The organism is Paenibacillus sp. MCAF9, assembly GCF_052114265.1.
Lineage (GTDB): Bacteria > Bacillota > Bacilli > Paenibacillales > Paenibacillaceae > Pristimantibacillus.
The window spans coordinates 40,564-56,701 of sequence record NZ_JBFREL010000005.1; the positions used below are offsets into that span (position 1 = coordinate 40,564).

The 16,138-nt window shown below is 45.1% G+C and carries 15 protein-coding genes; 10 read left to right on the forward strand and 5 right to left on the reverse strand.

From position 1 onward, the window contains the following. Positions 1 to 8: 8 nt before the first annotated feature. Entirely contained in the window at positions 9 to 1,220 is a 1,212-nt protein-coding gene (gene mtnK / locus AB4Z45_RS10540; RefSeq protein ID WP_441909153.1) for an S-methyl-5-thioribose kinase, read from the reverse strand. A 144-nt stretch (positions 1,221 to 1,364) separates the two neighbouring features. Here mtnK and AB4Z45_RS10545 point away from each other — a divergent pair, with 144 nt between their 5' ends. The 6 genes from AB4Z45_RS10545 to sufB all read left to right on the forward strand — a co-directional run bounded on the left by AB4Z45_RS10545 (position 1,365) and on the right by sufB (position 7,401). Continuing rightward, on the forward strand, positions 1,365 to 1,946 hold the full coding sequence (locus AB4Z45_RS10545; protein ID WP_441909154.1) for a DUF1802 family protein: 582 nt from the start codon (positions 1,365 to 1,367) through the stop codon (positions 1,944 to 1,946). Positions 1,947 to 2,228: 282 nt separating this feature from the next. Continuing rightward, entirely contained in the window at positions 2,229 to 3,008 is a 780-nt protein-coding gene (gene sufC / locus AB4Z45_RS10550) for a Fe-S cluster assembly ATPase SufC (RefSeq protein ID WP_076270273.1), read from the forward strand. Positions 3,009 to 3,029: 21 nt separating this feature from the next. Continuing rightward, positions 3,030 to 4,337: a Fe-S cluster assembly protein SufD gene (gene sufD, locus AB4Z45_RS10555; protein WP_441909155.1), complete on the forward strand. Its 1,308-nt coding sequence runs from the start codon at positions 3,030 to 3,032 to the stop codon at positions 4,335 to 4,337. Further along, positions 4,334 to 5,560, forward strand: coding sequence for a cysteine desulfurase (locus tag AB4Z45_RS10560; RefSeq protein ID WP_076270271.1), 1,227 nt, complete (start codon positions 4,334 to 4,336; stop codon positions 5,558 to 5,560). The genes sufD and AB4Z45_RS10560 overlap by 4 nt, the downstream gene beginning before the upstream one ends. Next, the gene (sufU, locus tag AB4Z45_RS10565) at positions 5,547 to 5,975 is read left to right on the forward strand and encodes a Fe-S cluster assembly sulfur transfer protein SufU (RefSeq protein WP_441909156.1); all 429 of its coding nucleotides are present in this window, start codon (positions 5,547 to 5,549) and stop codon (positions 5,973 to 5,975) included. The genes AB4Z45_RS10560 and sufU overlap by 14 nt, the downstream gene beginning before the upstream one ends. Before the next feature lie 28 nt (positions 5,976 to 6,003). Continuing rightward, positions 6,004 to 7,401 carry a Fe-S cluster assembly protein SufB gene (sufB, locus tag AB4Z45_RS10570; protein ID WP_076270269.1) on the forward strand — a complete coding sequence of 466 codons (1,398 nt, stop codon included), beginning with the start codon at positions 6,004 to 6,006 and terminating at the stop codon, positions 7,399 to 7,401. An 84-nt stretch (positions 7,402 to 7,485) separates the two neighbouring features. On the opposite strand, the gene AB4Z45_RS10575 is transcribed toward sufB, so the two are convergent. The 4 genes from AB4Z45_RS10575 to AB4Z45_RS10590 form a co-directional block, all read right to left on the reverse strand. Beyond that, entirely contained in the window at positions 7,486 to 8,610 is a 1,125-nt protein-coding gene (locus AB4Z45_RS10575; protein ID WP_441909157.1) for a hypothetical protein, read from the reverse strand. A gap of 162 nt (positions 8,611 to 8,772) precedes the next feature. Further along, complete coding sequence (locus AB4Z45_RS10580; RefSeq protein WP_441909158.1) at positions 8,773 to 9,828, reverse strand: HD-GYP domain-containing protein; 1,056 nt, start codon at positions 9,826 to 9,828, stop codon at positions 8,773 to 8,775. Positions 9,829 to 9,920: 92 nt separating this feature from the next. Then, positions 9,921 to 10,997, reverse strand: coding sequence for a ThiF family adenylyltransferase (locus tag AB4Z45_RS10585; RefSeq protein WP_441909159.1), 1,077 nt, complete (start codon positions 10,995 to 10,997; stop codon positions 9,921 to 9,923). A 58-nt stretch (positions 10,998 to 11,055) separates the two neighbouring features. Further along, a complete protein-coding gene (locus AB4Z45_RS10590; protein WP_441909161.1) occupies positions 11,056 to 11,790 on the reverse strand; it encodes a molybdenum cofactor biosynthesis protein in 735 nt (244 codons plus the stop codon). Positions 11,791 to 11,892: 102 nt separating this feature from the next. Between AB4Z45_RS10590 and moaA the strand changes: the two genes are divergently transcribed. From moaA to AB4Z45_RS10610, 4 genes are all read left to right on the forward strand, one after another. Beyond that, positions 11,893 to 12,894 (forward strand): GTP 3',8-cyclase MoaA, encoded by a 1,002-nt coding sequence (moaA, locus tag AB4Z45_RS10595; protein WP_076270264.1) that lies wholly within the window; start codon positions 11,893 to 11,895, stop codon positions 12,892 to 12,894. Beyond that, positions 12,884 to 13,378: a hypothetical protein gene (locus tag AB4Z45_RS10600; RefSeq protein ID WP_441909162.1), complete on the forward strand. Its 495-nt coding sequence runs from the start codon at positions 12,884 to 12,886 to the stop codon at positions 13,376 to 13,378. The genes moaA and AB4Z45_RS10600 overlap by 11 nt, the downstream gene beginning before the upstream one ends. Positions 13,379 to 13,420: 42 nt before the next feature. Continuing rightward, complete coding sequence (locus AB4Z45_RS10605) at positions 13,421 to 14,869, forward strand: bifunctional metallophosphatase/5'-nucleotidase (protein WP_441909163.1); 1,449 nt, start codon at positions 13,421 to 13,423, stop codon at positions 14,867 to 14,869. Positions 14,870 to 15,016: 147 nt separating this feature from the next. After that, positions 15,017 to 16,135 carry an HD-GYP domain-containing protein gene (locus AB4Z45_RS10610; protein ID WP_441909164.1) on the forward strand — a complete coding sequence of 373 codons (1,119 nt, stop codon included), beginning with the start codon at positions 15,017 to 15,019 and terminating at the stop codon, positions 16,133 to 16,135. Positions 16,136 to 16,138: the final 3 nt, after the last annotated feature.

A 16,138-nucleotide genomic window follows, 5' to 3' on the forward strand; every position in this document is an offset into this window, starting at 1 on the left:
GTGTTCAATCATTTATTTGCAAGTGATAAGGCAACGTCAATAATTTCCTCAATGGATTGCGTATTGCGGTTGTTGCGAATCAGCGATGTTCCAATAGCAAGAGCGAGGCGCTGAGCTTTCTCTTTAGCAGCTGCATCAGGGATGCGATCTACATCGATTACATGAGACAAACCGACGATTCGGCGTACGATTTTGCAGCCTGCAAAACCAACAGCGTCCTGCAGCAAACGATTCATATAGTAATCTTGATAGCCTGGTGTTGAAGAAGCAATACGATCAAGACCATGCTCATCCCATAATGCACGGAATTTTTGATCGAATAGGTTCCACACATCACGCACCGAATCGGTCAAATAACGACGGAAGTCATTTCTCGTTTCTGTATCCGTGCTCCAATGCTCTTGCCCTGCAAAGTTGAGAAGCAAATTCGCAATAACAGCACCGATGTCGAAGCCAATTGGACCATAATAAGCGAATTCAGGATCGATGACCTTTGTAGATTCAGGCGTTACGAAAACACTGCCCGTATGAAGATCGCCATGCAACAGCGCTTGTGCATTTGTTAAAAATTTGTCACGCAGAATCGCTACTTCAAAATGAAGCTGCGAGTCCTGCCAAAGCGCCTCAGCAGCATCTTGAATAGCTGGATCAAAGCTGTTGTTAGGCGAATTCGTATAAGGATCGTCGAATATAAGATCCTCTGTTATTTTGCATAACTCAGGATTAATAAAAGCTTTTACGCGCTGCTTCTTTTCCTGCTGGTTCATGCCAAGATCAGAGGTAAAAAATAAAGTCCGTGCCATAAATGTTGAAATATCGTCCGCGAATTTAGGATAACGTGTTCCGCCGATCAACCCTTGACGCATGATAATATGATCGCTGAGATCCTCCATAATGGTTAGATAGAGCTCTGGGTCATATTTATAAACGTTTGGAACGAGTCCAGGAGCAAGCTCCCCTTCCAAAATAAGCTTATCACTTTCAATACGTGCACGATCGAGTGTAAGCGGCCAAGACTCACCAACAACTTTAGCATAAGGAAGCGCCTGTTTCATAATAAGGCTCTTGCCGCTGCTAGAATCAACGATGTGGAAAACCAAGTTTAAATTACCGTCTCCAATTTCTCGGCTGGTTAAACTTGCTCCCTCTGGGAAATAACCGTCAAGCGAAAGAGCTATTTGAATGGCTTCTTGTTCTGATAATGGATGATATGCAGACACGGCTGTCCACCTCCGGTTTATAGTAGTTGGGCAGCAATGCCCAGTATTCATCTCAACATAGTATAATGTATATTATTTCGCCTTGGAATACCCTCATTTGATATAATGTTATCAATTATAGACAAGTTGGATGGAGGAAGTATAGTGACTGCACAAAAAGAACAACAGTCGATCGCTTTGAAAGAGTGGGCTGTCAGTGTAAAAGCGCTCGCAGAGGGGCAGCAAATTATCGTTATGCGTAAAGGCGGAATCATTGAAGAAACGCGAGATTTCCAGCTTATTAGCCCTAGCTTTTATTTAATGCCTGCGTACGAGCACCAGAAGAAGCATCTTTTAAAGGAGCAATATGTTGACGGTTTGGATGAAACGTTAGCGAATTGGTCGATAGACATGGAAACGATTAAGCTAGAAGCTTACGCCGAGGTCGTTGAAGATATTGAAGTAACGGATCAAGAAAAACTCGATCGTTTACGCGATTTGCATATATGGACAGATACGTTTGCAGAGGAAAGATTGCGATGGAAAAAAACCAAGCCGCTGCATGTTTTATTGCTTCGAGTTTACCGATTGGAGACGCCTTTGGAAATTTCGATGAGGCCTGCTTATAATGGATGCAAATCTTGGGTAAGAATGGAAGATGAAATACCATCTCCAAAAATGTTGCCTGTACTGGATGAAGAAACATTTCTGTCAGAAGTTCAAAAAATTAAAAATGCATTGGCATAAAAGATTTATTTTGATCAAAGGATCATACGAGGAAAACCCATCTAGTTGCCGATTAAAGGTGAAATAGGAGAAATATAAGCCGAAATCAACCTTTAGCTTTTCGTTTTATATCTACAATAAAAAGACATTATCAATGAATCAAAGACATCTCACATTGATTTATAACAAAAACTATATTAAAATGATTATTGAGAATCATTGAGAATCACTCTATAATAGAAAGTCTATTATTTATAGAAGTGACTGAGCGAATTAAACCAACCTTGGAGGGATCAGCATATTATGTCTACTCATTTTGTCATTGATGGTCTGAAAGCGGCTATCGACGGAAAAGAGATTTTGAAAGGTATTAACCTAGAAATTAAAGGTGGAGAAATTCACGCGATCATGGGCCCGAACGGTACCGGTAAATCTACACTGGCATCCGCTTTGATGGGACATCCTAAATATGAAGTAACAGAAGGAACGGCAGTACTAGATGGCGCTGACATTCTTGAAATGGGTGTTGACGAGCGCGCGCTTGCTGGTTTGTTTCTTGCAATGCAATATCCGAGTGAAATTCCAGGCGTAACGAATTCTGACTTTCTACGCAGTGCGCTAAATGCACGTCTTGGCGAAGGCAATGAAATCTCGTTGATTAAATTCATTCGCAAAATGGAAAGCAAAATGAAAGAGCTTGAAATGAATGCTGAATTCGCTCACCGTTACCTTAACGAAGGTTTCTCAGGCGGCGAGAAAAAACGTAACGAAATTTTGCAAATGATGCTTCTTGATCCAAAAATCGTTGTTCTTGATGAGATCGATTCAGGTCTTGACATAGATGCACTTCGTATCGTATCACAAGGCGTAAATGCTATGCGTTCGGAAGATCGCGGTTTCCTTATCATCACTCACTATCAGCGTTTGCTTAACTATATTACTCCAGACTATGTACATGTTATGATGCAAGGCCGCATCGTTAAATCGGGTGGTCCTGAGCTGGCTGAGCGTTTGGAAAACGAAGGTTATGATTGGGTAAAAGAAGAGCTTGGAATCGAAGATGAAACGGTCGGTCAGGCTTAAGCAGAGAAGGGGGCAAAACGGATGAGTACACAACTATCAACGCAGGCCAACCGTCAAGCTGCTGAAGCGCTGGCACGTAGTAAAGGCGAGCCGAACTGGCTTGTTGAACTGCGCGGAGAAGCGGCAGACCTTGCCGGAACACTCGGATGGCCTAAGCCGGAGAAGGTTCGTATTGAACGGTGGAATTTGACAGCACTAGGAAACTACGAGCAACCGACAACGGTTGGAGCAATTAGCGAACTTCCACAAGCTGTTCGTGAATTGATCACAGAAGGAACTGAAAATTTGCTTGTTCAACGTAATTCCGGCATCGTATGGAATCAGTTTTCAAAAGAATTGGCTAGCAAAGGCGTTATTTTCACAGATTTGGAGACGGCATGCAAAGAGCATGGCGACCTCGTTCAAAAATATTTGTTCCAAGCAGTAGCGAAGGACGAAGATAAGCTTACAGCACTTCATGCAGCACTTTGGAACGGCGGCGTATTCGTTTACGTTCCTAAAGATGTCGAAGTCGAGCTGCCGCTACAAGCGATTTTCTACAATGATAATGCTGAAGCGACATTTGCTCCGCATATCTTGATCGTAGCAGACAATAATAGCCGAGTGACATATGTGGATTGTGTTGTATCCGAACCGGGAGCAAACAGTGCTCCTTTCGTACATCCATCTGTTGTTGAAGTGTTCGTGAAGCCAGGCGCTCATGTTCGTTTCAGCTCCATCCACCATATGGCTGAGACGGGCGTGGATATGTCAATCCGTCGTTCGGTTATTGAAAATGACGGCCAAATGGAATGGATTATCGGTGATTTGAATGACGGAAATACGTTGTCAGACACGAAATCCATGTTGAAGGGCACAGGCTCTACTTCTGATGCAAAAGTAATCAGCGTAGGCAAAAATGCTCAACAAAACAGCTTGACGACGCAAGCCGTTCACTTCGGCAAAAGCTCCGACAGCAACATGGTAACACGTGCAGTAATGAAGGATTCCGCTTCAGCGATCATTAACGGAATTACAAAAATCGAGAAGGGTGCGACGAAAGCGAACGGTGTACAAACCGAGAAGGTGCTCATGCTGAGCCCTAAAGCGCGCGGCGATGCCAATCCGATTTTGCTTATAGATGAAGATGATGTAACAGCAGGCCACGCAGCAAGCGTGGGGCAAGTAAACCCTGAGCAGGTATATTACCTAATGTCTCGCGGTATATCTAAGCAAGACGCTGAACGTCTAATTATTTACGGCTTCTTGGCTCCAGTCGTATCGGAAATTCCAGTCGAGGCGGTACGCGGTCAGCTTCAGCGTTTGCTCGAAAGGAAGCTAGAGGGATGAATATAAATGCGATTCGGGAGCAGTTCCCGATATTGCATCAAGAAATAAACGGGCACCCGCTCGTTTATCTGGACAGCGCGGCATCTTCGCAGAAGCCGCGCTCCGTCATTGATGCGGTTAATCGGTACTATGAGCTGGATAACGCGAACGTTCATCGCGGTGTGCATACACTTGGTTCCAGGGCGACTGATGCCTATGAGGGAGCGCGCGAGAAGGTAGCGAAGTTTCTGAATGCGGGAGCACCGGAGCAAATTATTTTCACACGCGGTACTACAACAGCACTAAACTTGGTTGCTTCAAGCTATGCACGCAGTGTATGCGGTGAAGGTGATGAAATTGTCATCACACCGATGGAGCATCACAGTAATTTAATTCCGTGGCAGCAGGCTGCTAAGGCCACTGGCGCAACGTTGAAATATATCCCGATGCAGCCCGATGGTACCATTTCTCTTGAGGATATTGAGAAGACGATTACTCCACAGACGAAGGTGGTTTCCATCACTTACGTCTCGAATGTGCTCGGTCTCATAAATCCGATTAAAGAAATTACCCAAATTGCACATCGTAATGGTGCCATTATGGTCGTGGATGGTGCACAGAGCACACCGCATATGAAGATCGATCTCCAAGATTTGGATGTTGATTTTTATGCTTTTTCTGGTCATAAAATGTGTGGTCCTACGGGCATCGGCGCATTATATGGCAAGAAGGCACTGCTTAACAAGATGGAGCCGATTGAGTATGGCGGCGAGATGATTGATTTTGTTGATCTTTATGAGTCTACGTGGAAAGAGATTCCGTACCGCTTTGAAGGCGGCACTCCCATTATTGCGGGTGCGGTTGGACTCGGTGCTGCAATTGACTTCCTACAAGAAATTGGACTAGATGAAATTGATCAGCATGAGAGACGTTTAGCCACATATGCTTACGAGAAGCTATCTTCGCTGGAAGGCATCACATTGTACGGTCCGAAGCAAAATCGTGTAGGACTCATCACATTCAACTTGGATGATGTACATCCGCATGATGTTGCGACCGTGCTTGATTCCAAAGGCATTGCGATTCGTGCAGGCCATCACTGCTGCCAGCCGCTAATGCGTTGGTTGAATGTATCGGCAACGGCAAGAGCAAGCTTTTATTTATATAATACTGAAGATGAAATTGACCGCTTAGCCGATGCCTTACTACAAACAAAGGAGTTCTTCGGTCATGCAATTGGATGATTTATATCGCAGAGTCATTATGGATCATTATAAAAATCCTAGAAATCGCGGAACCTTGGATGAAGAATCAGTTACCATCAACCTGAATAACCCTACTTGTGGCGATCGTATATCGCTGCAGCTGCAGGTCGTAGACGGCAAAGTTGCCAATGCGAAGTTCAGTGGTGAAGGCTGTTCGATCAGCATGAGCTCTGCATCGATGATGACAGAGGCGATAAAAGGAAAAACATTTGATGAGGCGCTCGCCATGGCTGAGAAATTCTCAGCTCTAATGAAAGGCGAACCGGTTGAATTTGATGAATATGAGGAGTTGGATGCACTTTCTGGTGTAAACAAATTTCCTGCAAGAATTAAGTGTGCAACACTTGCGTGGAACGCCTTGCGCAAAGGGATCGAGCAGCAAGAATCACATTAAACTAGATTTATGAGGAGCGTGAATGACCATGGCTAAATCAATGCCGGAAATGGAAGATTATAAGTATGGTTTCCGTGACGAGCACAAAGCCGTATTCGAATCAGGCAAAGGTTTGACGGAAGAAATCGTGCGTACGATTTCGGATATTAAAGGTGAGCCGGAGTGGATGCTGGACTTCCGCTTGAAATCACTTGAGCAATTTTTCAAAATGCCGATGCCTAAATGGGGCGGCAACATGGATGAGCTTGATTTTGACGACATCCAATATTATGTTCGTGCTTCAGACAAGCAAGGGAAAACATGGGAGGAAGTTCCTTCCGAAATTAAAGAAACATTCGACAAGCTGGGTATTCCAGAAGCTGAGCAAAAGTTTCTAGCCGGCGTATCGGCTCAATATGAGTCCGAGGTCGTTTATCACAGCATGCAAGAGGATCTTGAGAAGCAAGGTGTTATCTTCACAGATACGGATACTGCGCTTCGTGAGTATCCTGAGCTTATGAAAGAATATTTCGGAACGATTATTCCTCCGAATGACAATAAATTTGCTGCTTTGAACAGTGCGGTATGGTCAGGCGGAAGCTTTATCTACGTACCAAAAGGCGTAAAATGCGAAGTGCCTTTGCAGGCATACTTCCGTATTAACTCCGAGAACATGGGTCAATTTGAGCGTACGCTTATTATTGCCGATGAAGACAGCTCCGTTCACTATGTAGAAGGCTGTACAGCTCCCGTTTACAGCACAAATTCTTTGCACAGTGCGGTAGTTGAAATCTTGGTTAAGAAAAATGCACGCGTTCGTTACACAACGATCCAAAACTGGGCACCGAATATCTACAACCTGGTTACAAAACGTGCGGTAGCTGATGAGAATGCAACGATGGAATGGGTAGATGGAAACATCGGCTCCAAGCTGACGATGAAGTACCCAGCTGTTGTCCTTCGCGGTCGCGGCGCAAAAGGTATGGTATTGTCCATTGCCGTTGCCGGCAAAGGCCAGCATCAGGATGCAGGAGCAAAAATGACTCACCTTGCTCCAGATACGAGCTCTACAATTATTTCCAAATCAATCAGTAAGCACGGCGGTAAAGTAACATACCGTGGTCTTGCATCCTTCGGACGCAACTCCGACGGCGCGAAAGCTAATATCAAATGTGATACGCTTATTCTCGATAACGAATCAACGTCAGATACGATTCCTTATAACGAGATTTTGAACGATAACATCACACTTGAGCATGAAGCAACAGTGTCGAAGGTTTCTGAGGATCAATTGTTCTACCTCATGAGCCGTGGTCTGAGCGAAGCGGAAGCAACGCAAATGATCGTAATGGGCTTCATCGAGCCGTTCACGAAAGAACTGCCGATGGAATATGCGGTAGAGATGAACCGTTTGATCAAGTTCGAGATGGAAGGTTCAATCGGTTAACGATAGAGCCAATAGGAAGAGGGGCTGTCCCAAAGTAGAATTTTCTACTTTAGGGCAGCCCTTTTCTATGTGCATTTTCATCGTCTATCTTTCCTTTAGGAGCTTTACTGCTTTCTCGAAGTAGCTGCCAAGCTTAGCGGGTTCTTCCATGTTGCCATAAGCCCAATAAAAGATCATCGCGTTGTTTAACTTATAAATACGAGGATACAGCATATTAATCAATTCGGTTTGTTTTTGAAAATCCTTTAGACCCTCTTCAAGCTGCTGCTCCGAATTAAAAATATAGATGGAAACCTGTTCTAGGCGAGTAGAGTCAGCTTCATTGTTTATAGGACTAACCGTATATCTGCTTGGCTTAATACCATCCAAAATCCATTCCTTATCTGGTCGGATCGGAGCCAAAAGCAGCTGCTGATTGCTTAATTCTTCTTCGATTAGATTTAAATAAAGGGATGATTTGGTTATTATTGGATCAATGATTTGTGCCGTAATGGAGAACCGAATGGGTGGCGATGAATCAAGCTGCATTGCTGCTGCTCTTATAGCCACTGGCTGACCAATATGCAGCTTGCCGTAGACTTCTTTATCGATGGTGTACCACACTAGCTCGCGGTTCTGTTCTGCTTTTGAAAACCAATCATCCATCGAATAGCTTTTTCTCTCGTCTTCTGACCAGTTCGCAGCCACTAAAATTCGATTCGACGCATCTCGGGCCATGACTTTTTTGTCCATTACAAGTCCTTCGACCACTTTCTCTGGCTCTGACCAAGAAAGTATTTCTCGAATCTTATTCGTGTCAGAAGGCGATAGCCTGAACATCGTATGCGAGTCATCTAAATCAACGATTGAATCTGTCTTATCTTCACCGATCAAAAGATAATATTCAGAGCTGCCGATTATTACTTTATAAGTTGGAGCTGCCATTTTCACTATACCTTTTAATGGTTCAGCTTCTTCAAAAGCTTTTTTAAATATTTCTACTAGATCCGCTTCGGTTATAGTCTGATAGATCGTTTCAATAGCTTCCTTGCTGCCATCAGCACTTTTGAGGTTATAAATGACAACTTTTTCACTGACTCGATTCGGCTGATCGTTCGGTTCAATGATTGTTAGCTCGCTTGGTTGAACAGTTGGTGTATTACTAATTGCTTCGGATTTGCATCCGGTCATCATTAAAGCAATAATGATTATTGCTAAAATGCTTCTCACTCCATCACCTCTAGTCTTAATTTGCATATTGGGTATCATTTACAATAACAACGATAAAATCATTGTATAAGTTGCGTACGTGGTTGATAAGAATAAGCGGCAGCATAAAAACAACCCGCAATCGCAGGTATGATCTGCAATTCGGGTTGTTTTTTTAAACATTTAAATATAAACCTGCTGGATTTCATACTCACGCTCAATGGCCATATCGATGAATTCTTCACCAATTTGAATAAGCGGGCGGAAAAACTCGGTAGGGTGAGTCATGACAATAATTCCACTTTCTCCACCTACAAGCTCGATTCTTTTGCCTATGAAATTAGGCATCATATGTTTAATAAAGGTGTGGGTTGTATAGGGATCAAGCTCTTTGAAGCTCAGCTGATAAAGTTCCTTTAGTACAAAAAGCAAATCACGCTTCTGTTGATACACGCGCTGGGAAATCATCGCACTGTAAATATCGACTACGGCAATGATTTTGGATACGGGATGAATCTCATCACCCTTCAGACCTTGAGGATATCCAGTGCCATCATTTCGCTCATGATGTTGAAGTGCTCCAATGGCTACAAATGGTTCATCCAGAGAGTCTAAAATAATTTCATGTCCGTACACGGTGTGTCTCTTCACTTCTTCGTACTCTTCATCAGTCAGCTTCCCAGGCTTATTTAAAATGCTCTCTTCAATTCGGCATTTTCCGATATCATGAAGGAAGCCGGCATTGCCGATACGAACAGCTTCTTCATTGGAGTACCCGACCCAAGTAGCGAGATAATAGGACAACATACCGACCTGCACGGAATGCTGATACGTATAATCGTCTTTAGAATTGAGCAATAGCAGCATAGATACAACATCGCGTTCCATTTGGAGGTTGCTCAGTAGAGGCTGGAAGATGGACGTTACTTCCTCGACATCCACTTTTCCTTGCTGATTCGCTTTCGTGAATAATCCCTCAAAGCTTTTGACAGCGTTTTCGTAAAGGGGCTGAACGGTAGGAAGCCACTTGGGATTTATAGTAGATTCAAGTGTACGACCTTCCGTTTCTTCGCTTGCTCTTTCATCTATATCAATATAGTCCATTTGATGTTGAAATAATCTTGATATATCCTGGTTATTGAGTACTGTTCCTTTGGAGAGTACATGAAGTCCGTAATTGTTGAAAGTGTCATTGCTTAAACGGTCTCCATTAATTAATTCTGTAACATGAACTCTCATCGAGACACCTCATTGGTAGTAGTAGAAAAGATATACCTACAATAGTAGCAATGATTGATCGGATTGGCAATATGAGGGTATTATAATAGCGACTAATTACCTAATAATTCAGCATAAAGCGACCTTGCTTTTGATAATTGATCTGTGCCTTGGACGATGGCTCGGCCATCCTGGAACAGGACTAAGGTCAAATCAGCCTCAAGTTCAATTCGGAGTAAAAAACGATTGCGTGTTATTGTGCCAACCGGCTTTAAGCGTTCAGCTAACTCTTCCAAGTTCAGTAGAGCATCTTGACTCGGTGTAATTTGCACAGAATGGCGACCGCATAAAGCAGCAGCTGATCCCGACATTTGGTCTTCCAAAAATGCGAACTGCCTATTTCCGCAGCAGTAGCAATGGCTTCGCTTCGATTTGGCCACAGAAATAGGAAGCCAAGCATGATTCCAAAGGTCAACTTGAAATAAGGTGCCGTGAAGTGCGTTTTTGTTGCCTGAGAGCAGCTTAATGGCTTCCGTTGCTTGAAGAGAGCCGATGATGTCAACGACTGGAGAGATGACACCTGCCGTTTCACAAGTATCGGTCGTTCCAGGCGGAGGCGGTTCATTGAATAAGCATCGGTAGCAGGGGGATTCGCCTGGTATAATCGTCATCGTCATGCCCGATGCGCCGACGGCTCCGCCATAAATCCAAGGAATGCTGTACTTCACGCTATAATCATTAATTAAATATCGAACAGAGAAGTTGTCACTGCCATCAACAATAAGATCAACATCAGCGAGTAATTCCTCCGCATTCATTGCCGTCAAATCAGCAACTATCGGATCAATGAAGACAGAGCTGTTCATGGCTCGCAAATGCGCAGCAGCGGCCTCTGCTTTGGGAAGCAGCGATAATACATCTTCTTCGGTATACAGCATTTGCCGCTGTAAATTACTCCATTCAATAATGTCCCGGTCTATAATACGCACATATCCAACGCCGGATCTGACCAAATGCTGGGCGATGACAGAACCAAGCGCACCCATGCCAACGACCGCTGCGCGACTGCCGGTAAGCAGCTGTTGTCCTTTCTCTCCAACTGGTGAGAAGCGGACTTGTCTCGCATAACGAGCTGATCCCACGCCCGATATTTCAGGCGCAGCGTTATTTTGTGTGATTGGTTTGTTCATTTTTGCTAATCTCCTTAAAAGCATCGTGAAGCCATGTTCGACACGCCTAGTTGTAATTCTAAAAGTCCTTTAATTGTTCAGTAGGATTCCACGGGCCAAGCTGATGCCCTTTCCATTCTGATCCGTCTTCCCAAATTTCTTTCTTCCATATAGGGACGATTTGTTTAAGACGTTCAATGGCATAGCGGCTCGCCTCGTAACAGCTGTCACGGTGGGGGGATGACACCGCGATAACGACGCTTGTCTCAGCGAGGCCAACAACGCCAATTCTATGGCTGATGGCACATAAGGCGCCATGCCATCGCTCGGCAATTTCATTGCCGATTTGTTGCATCGTTGCAACGGCCATTGGTGCATACGCTTCATATTCAAGCCGTACCGTACGCTGCCCATGTGTCCATTCACGCGTTGTTCCAACAAATGCAATTGAGGCGCCATTTTCCGGTACAATAACCTTTGCAAGCACAGCATCGGAGCTAATGACATCGTTTGTTACGATATAGCGCTCTATAGGCTCCTTGGCAAGCTCTTGTTTCTCTTCTCCTCCGGATACTGGCGGAAGCAGGGCTAGCTCGTCAGAGGCGTGTATGATCGTATCCTCGGCGGCGTAAACGTGGTTGCATGCGATAAAAGCTATTTGTATTAATGCTTGATGATCTGGGTATTCGTCAGAAATGGCGGCCTTTAGATCGGCTACGCTCATTTTCTCCAAATCAGATTGCAGCTGTATGGAAGGGGCCCCAATTCGTTCGGGAAGCCCTGCAAATAATTTAATAATCCAGTCATATTTCATGGTATAAAACCTCTCATCGTATAGGCTTGAAGCTGTTTATAGAATATCATAATTCAAGAAAAAATGTTATGCTTATACTCGTACAGAAAGGGAGTGAAGGTCATGCCGACATTGACGGATCGTTTTGGACGGGTACACGATTACTTACGTATTTCAGTAACGGATCGTTGTAATTTGCGATGCTTGTATTGCATGCCAGAGGAAGGAATGGAATTCACAGAATCAGAAAATTTACTTTCCTATGATCAAATTGTCGAGGTAGTTGAAGCGGGTGCGGCGCTTGGCATTACGAAGCTGCGCATTACCGGAGGCGAGCCGCTTATAAGGCCGGGTCTCGATGGTTTAATTAAAAGATTATCTGCCATAGCTGGCATTAAAGATATAGCATTAACGACGAATGGTGTTTTTCTAGCCAAACAAGCGGAAGCGCTACGAGCAGCAGGCTTGAATCGTGTCAATATTAGTTTAGATACGCTGGACTCCGCAAGATTTCGTTTTATTGCAAGAAGCGGGGAATTAAAACGTGTGATGGAAGGAATCGAAGCGGCAGCAGCAGTAGGCTTCGATCCAATTAAGCTGAATTGCGTGCTTCTTAAAGAAGTAAATGAGGATGAAATTGCTGCATTTTTAAAACTCGCTTACGAGCAGCCGATGCATGTTAGATTTATTGAATATATGCCAATCGGCCATGCGGATGAAAATTGGAAAAAGCATTATTTGCCGCTTTCGCGTGTACTGGAAGTAGCAGAGCAAGAGGGCTATACGATTAGCCGCGGACCAAACGTGCATGGAAACGGTCCTTCAGAGGATTGGCAAATGAAGGGCGGCCGCGGCTCCTTCGGGCTTATTCATCCTATCAGCGATCATTTCTGCAGCAATTGCAATAGGCTGCGCTTGACTGCGGATGGGTCCATTAAGCCTTGCCTATATTGGGTAGATGAGCTGAATGTAAGAGAAGCATTCGGGCATCCAGAGGAAATGCAGCAGTTGCTGCTGAAATCGATGGACATTAAGCCGGAAAATCATGAAATGGCGGCTAAGCTGGCTGACAGTGCACAAACTCATATTCCTACCGAACGGCGGATGTCGCAGATTGGAGGCTGACGAGCAGCTGATGCATGAGATCAAGATTGAACATTCTGAGATAGGAATGTCCGTTACGACCCCAGAGGAGATGGCAAAACTTTCGGGCGCAAGCTTCCTTATTGCAGGCAGAGTGCCGGATGCTGAAGGTGAAGCATTTGACTTATATCAATGGTACGCTGCATGGATGAGGGACAATAATTCTGAGAATGCTGCAGCGTCCAAGACGCCATCTTATTTAATTGTAGAAGCGGCGGATTCTTTCGAGGCTACTATTCCATGGGAGCAGCTTGATCAGGCGGCTGTGCTTTACCGAATTAATGGCTTGCCTTTGCAGAAGGCAGGCCCTATCCGCCTTTATGTGCCCAACGGCAGCAGCAAATGCTTAAATGTGAAAAGCATCGTTAAACTCAAAATGGGACACGATGAGCCAAATACGCAGGTTGAAGCAGCATATGGTTTTAAGCATACATTTTCGATGAATGATTTGCGTAATAACAAGTAGACTGGTTTTGTGTCGCTGAGTACAGGCATTAAGGAGGCGTGCATGAATTTGACGGACAGTTTTCGTACACGGGTAGTGCTTCTTCATAGCAATGATATACATAGTCGTCTGGAGCATGCCGCCAAGATCGCTTCATTTATCGCAGAGGAAAGACGAAGCTGGGGCAATGAGCGAGTGCTTGCGGTAGATTGCGGAGACCATATGGATCGCATGCGAGTGGAGACCGAAGGCAGCGATGGGATTGTTAATGTAGAACTTTTAAATCAAGCTGGTTATGAAGTAATAACACTTGGCAATAATGAAGGGCTTACTTATTCTTCTCAGACGATTTCGGAGGCGTATACCGATCGCGCTCAGTTTACTGTCGTTTGTGCCAATATGCACGAGGCTGCTACGGGTGAGCAGCCTGATTGGCTGCTGCCAAGTACGATCATTGATAAAAATGAACTTCGAATCGGTATCATAGGCGTCACAGCGGCCTTTTCTGACTTTTATTCATTGCTAGGCTGGCAGGTATCTGATCCATTCGCGGCGGTGCAAGAACAGGCGGCAAAGCTGAGAGATAAGGTAGATGTGCTGGTAGTGATGTCCCATATTGGGATTACCTTCGATAAGCAAATGGCGGAGAAGCTTGAGGGCATCGATCTTATTTTGGGAGCACATACCCATCATTTATTGGAAGAGCCGATTGTTATCGGTGATACGACGATTTGTGCAGCCGGGAAATTCGGCGAGTATATTGGGCGAGTAGAAATCGGAATGGACAACGTTTCCTCACGCCCAATGTTCCGCGCAACCTGCGTTCCTACGGCCGCAATGGCAGAGCATCCCGAAGCTGCCGCCATCATCGGCAGCTACCTAAAGGCGGGACAGCAGCGCCTAAGCCGGGTTATCGCCCGGCTTTCTGCGCCGCTGCCCGCCAGAGCCGAGCGGGAATCACCGCTCGGCAACCTGCTGGCCGCTGGCTTGCGCCGCTGGACCGATGCCGAAATCGGCATCGTCAACGCAGGACAGCTGCTCGGCGGCCTCGCGCAAGGGGACGTGACAGCGGGCGAATTGCACGCCCTCTGTCCGTCGCCGATTAATCCGTGCCTCATGCTCATTGCAGGCACGGATATAAGGACAGCGCTGGAGCAAGCGCTGCTGCCCGAATTTATCCATAAGCCGATCAAAGGATACGGCTTTCGCGGTGAAGTGCTTGGAACGCTTGCCATAGATGGCTTGACCGTTACCTATGACTCGAACAGAATGCCGATGGATAGACTCCTTCAGGTTACGGTCAATGGAGAAACGCTGGATGATGAACGGCTGTATAAGCTGGGAACGATCGATATGTTCAGTTTCAAGGCGGGTTACGAGTCGCTCGCTAACGCGGTGCAAGTGAATTATTACTTGCCAGAATTCATCCGAGACGTGATTGAAGCGCAGCTGCAAAATTCGTCTGAATTAACGGAATGTTGTCAGTTTAGATGGGAAAATGCCTCGATTTGACAAAGAATATGAAAAATATCGACAAATCATGTCGAAAAAATAGTATAAAATGGTTGCGATTTTCCCGTATATCCCGTACATTAACATTACGAACGATTTTTTCCGATGTAATAGTTAGCTGACTTTTAATGGGGAAGGATCGAGAAAATGCGGTTGTTGCCAATAGCGAAATGCAGGCCGGGTATGAAGCTGGCCAAAAAGATATTTTCTCAAGAGGGTATAGTGCTTCTTGGCGAAAACATAGAACTGACAGAGAGACTTATATCCCGCTTGGATCAATGCGGAATTCAATATGTTTATATAACAGATCCGAAGACGGATGATATTGTGCTGCCTTCTTTAATTAGAGAGGAAACGATGCAAATCGCGCTGAAGGAAATTCGAACGAATTTCCGCGAAATGATGGATCGTCCTAAACGCAAAAAAGGCGTAACCTACCCCTATATCGCACAGCCATTTAAAAATATGATGAATATGATTATCGATGACCTCTCCGGTCATAAGGATGCGATGATCATGTTAATGGACATGAGCTCCGTTGATCATTATTTGTTCCAGCATTCTTTAAACGTCTGCGTTTATACAACACTGCTCGGTATGTCGAACGGCTATTCCAAGGAAGAGCTTACGACGCTTGGCATGGGCGCTCTCCTTCATGATATCGGCAAGACGCAGATTGCGATTGATGTGTTAAGAAAACCAGGCTCCCTCTCCAAAGAGGAGTTCGAAGCGATGAAGCAGCATGCGAGAATCGGTTACGAGCTGCTCAAGGATGAGCCTAACCTGCCGCTGCTTGTTGCCCACTGTGCATTCCAGCATCATGAGCGAATTGACGGAAGCGGTTATCCACGCGGAATCAAAGGCAATGAAATTCATGACTATGCGAAGTGGATCGGGTTGGTCGATTCGTATGACGCCATGACAACAAATCGGGTCTACAGTGCTCCAATGCTTCCGCATCACGCGATTGAGCGGCTTTATGCCGGTACGGGAACGTTATACGAGCAGCGAATGCTGCAGCTGTTCCGCGATAAGGTTGCTATTTACCCGATTGGAATAACAGTTAAGCTGCAAACAGGAGAGTCGGGTATCGTAGCAGATCTTAATCATTCTTACCCGCATAGACCTATTATTCGTATCCTATATAATGAAGCGGGCGAGGAACTGAAATCGCCTTACGAGATCGATTTGTCGAAGCAGCTCACGATGATGATCGTCAGCGTGAACGACGACGCGAGCGAAGTGCAGTTTGCCTCAGGCATTTAACGA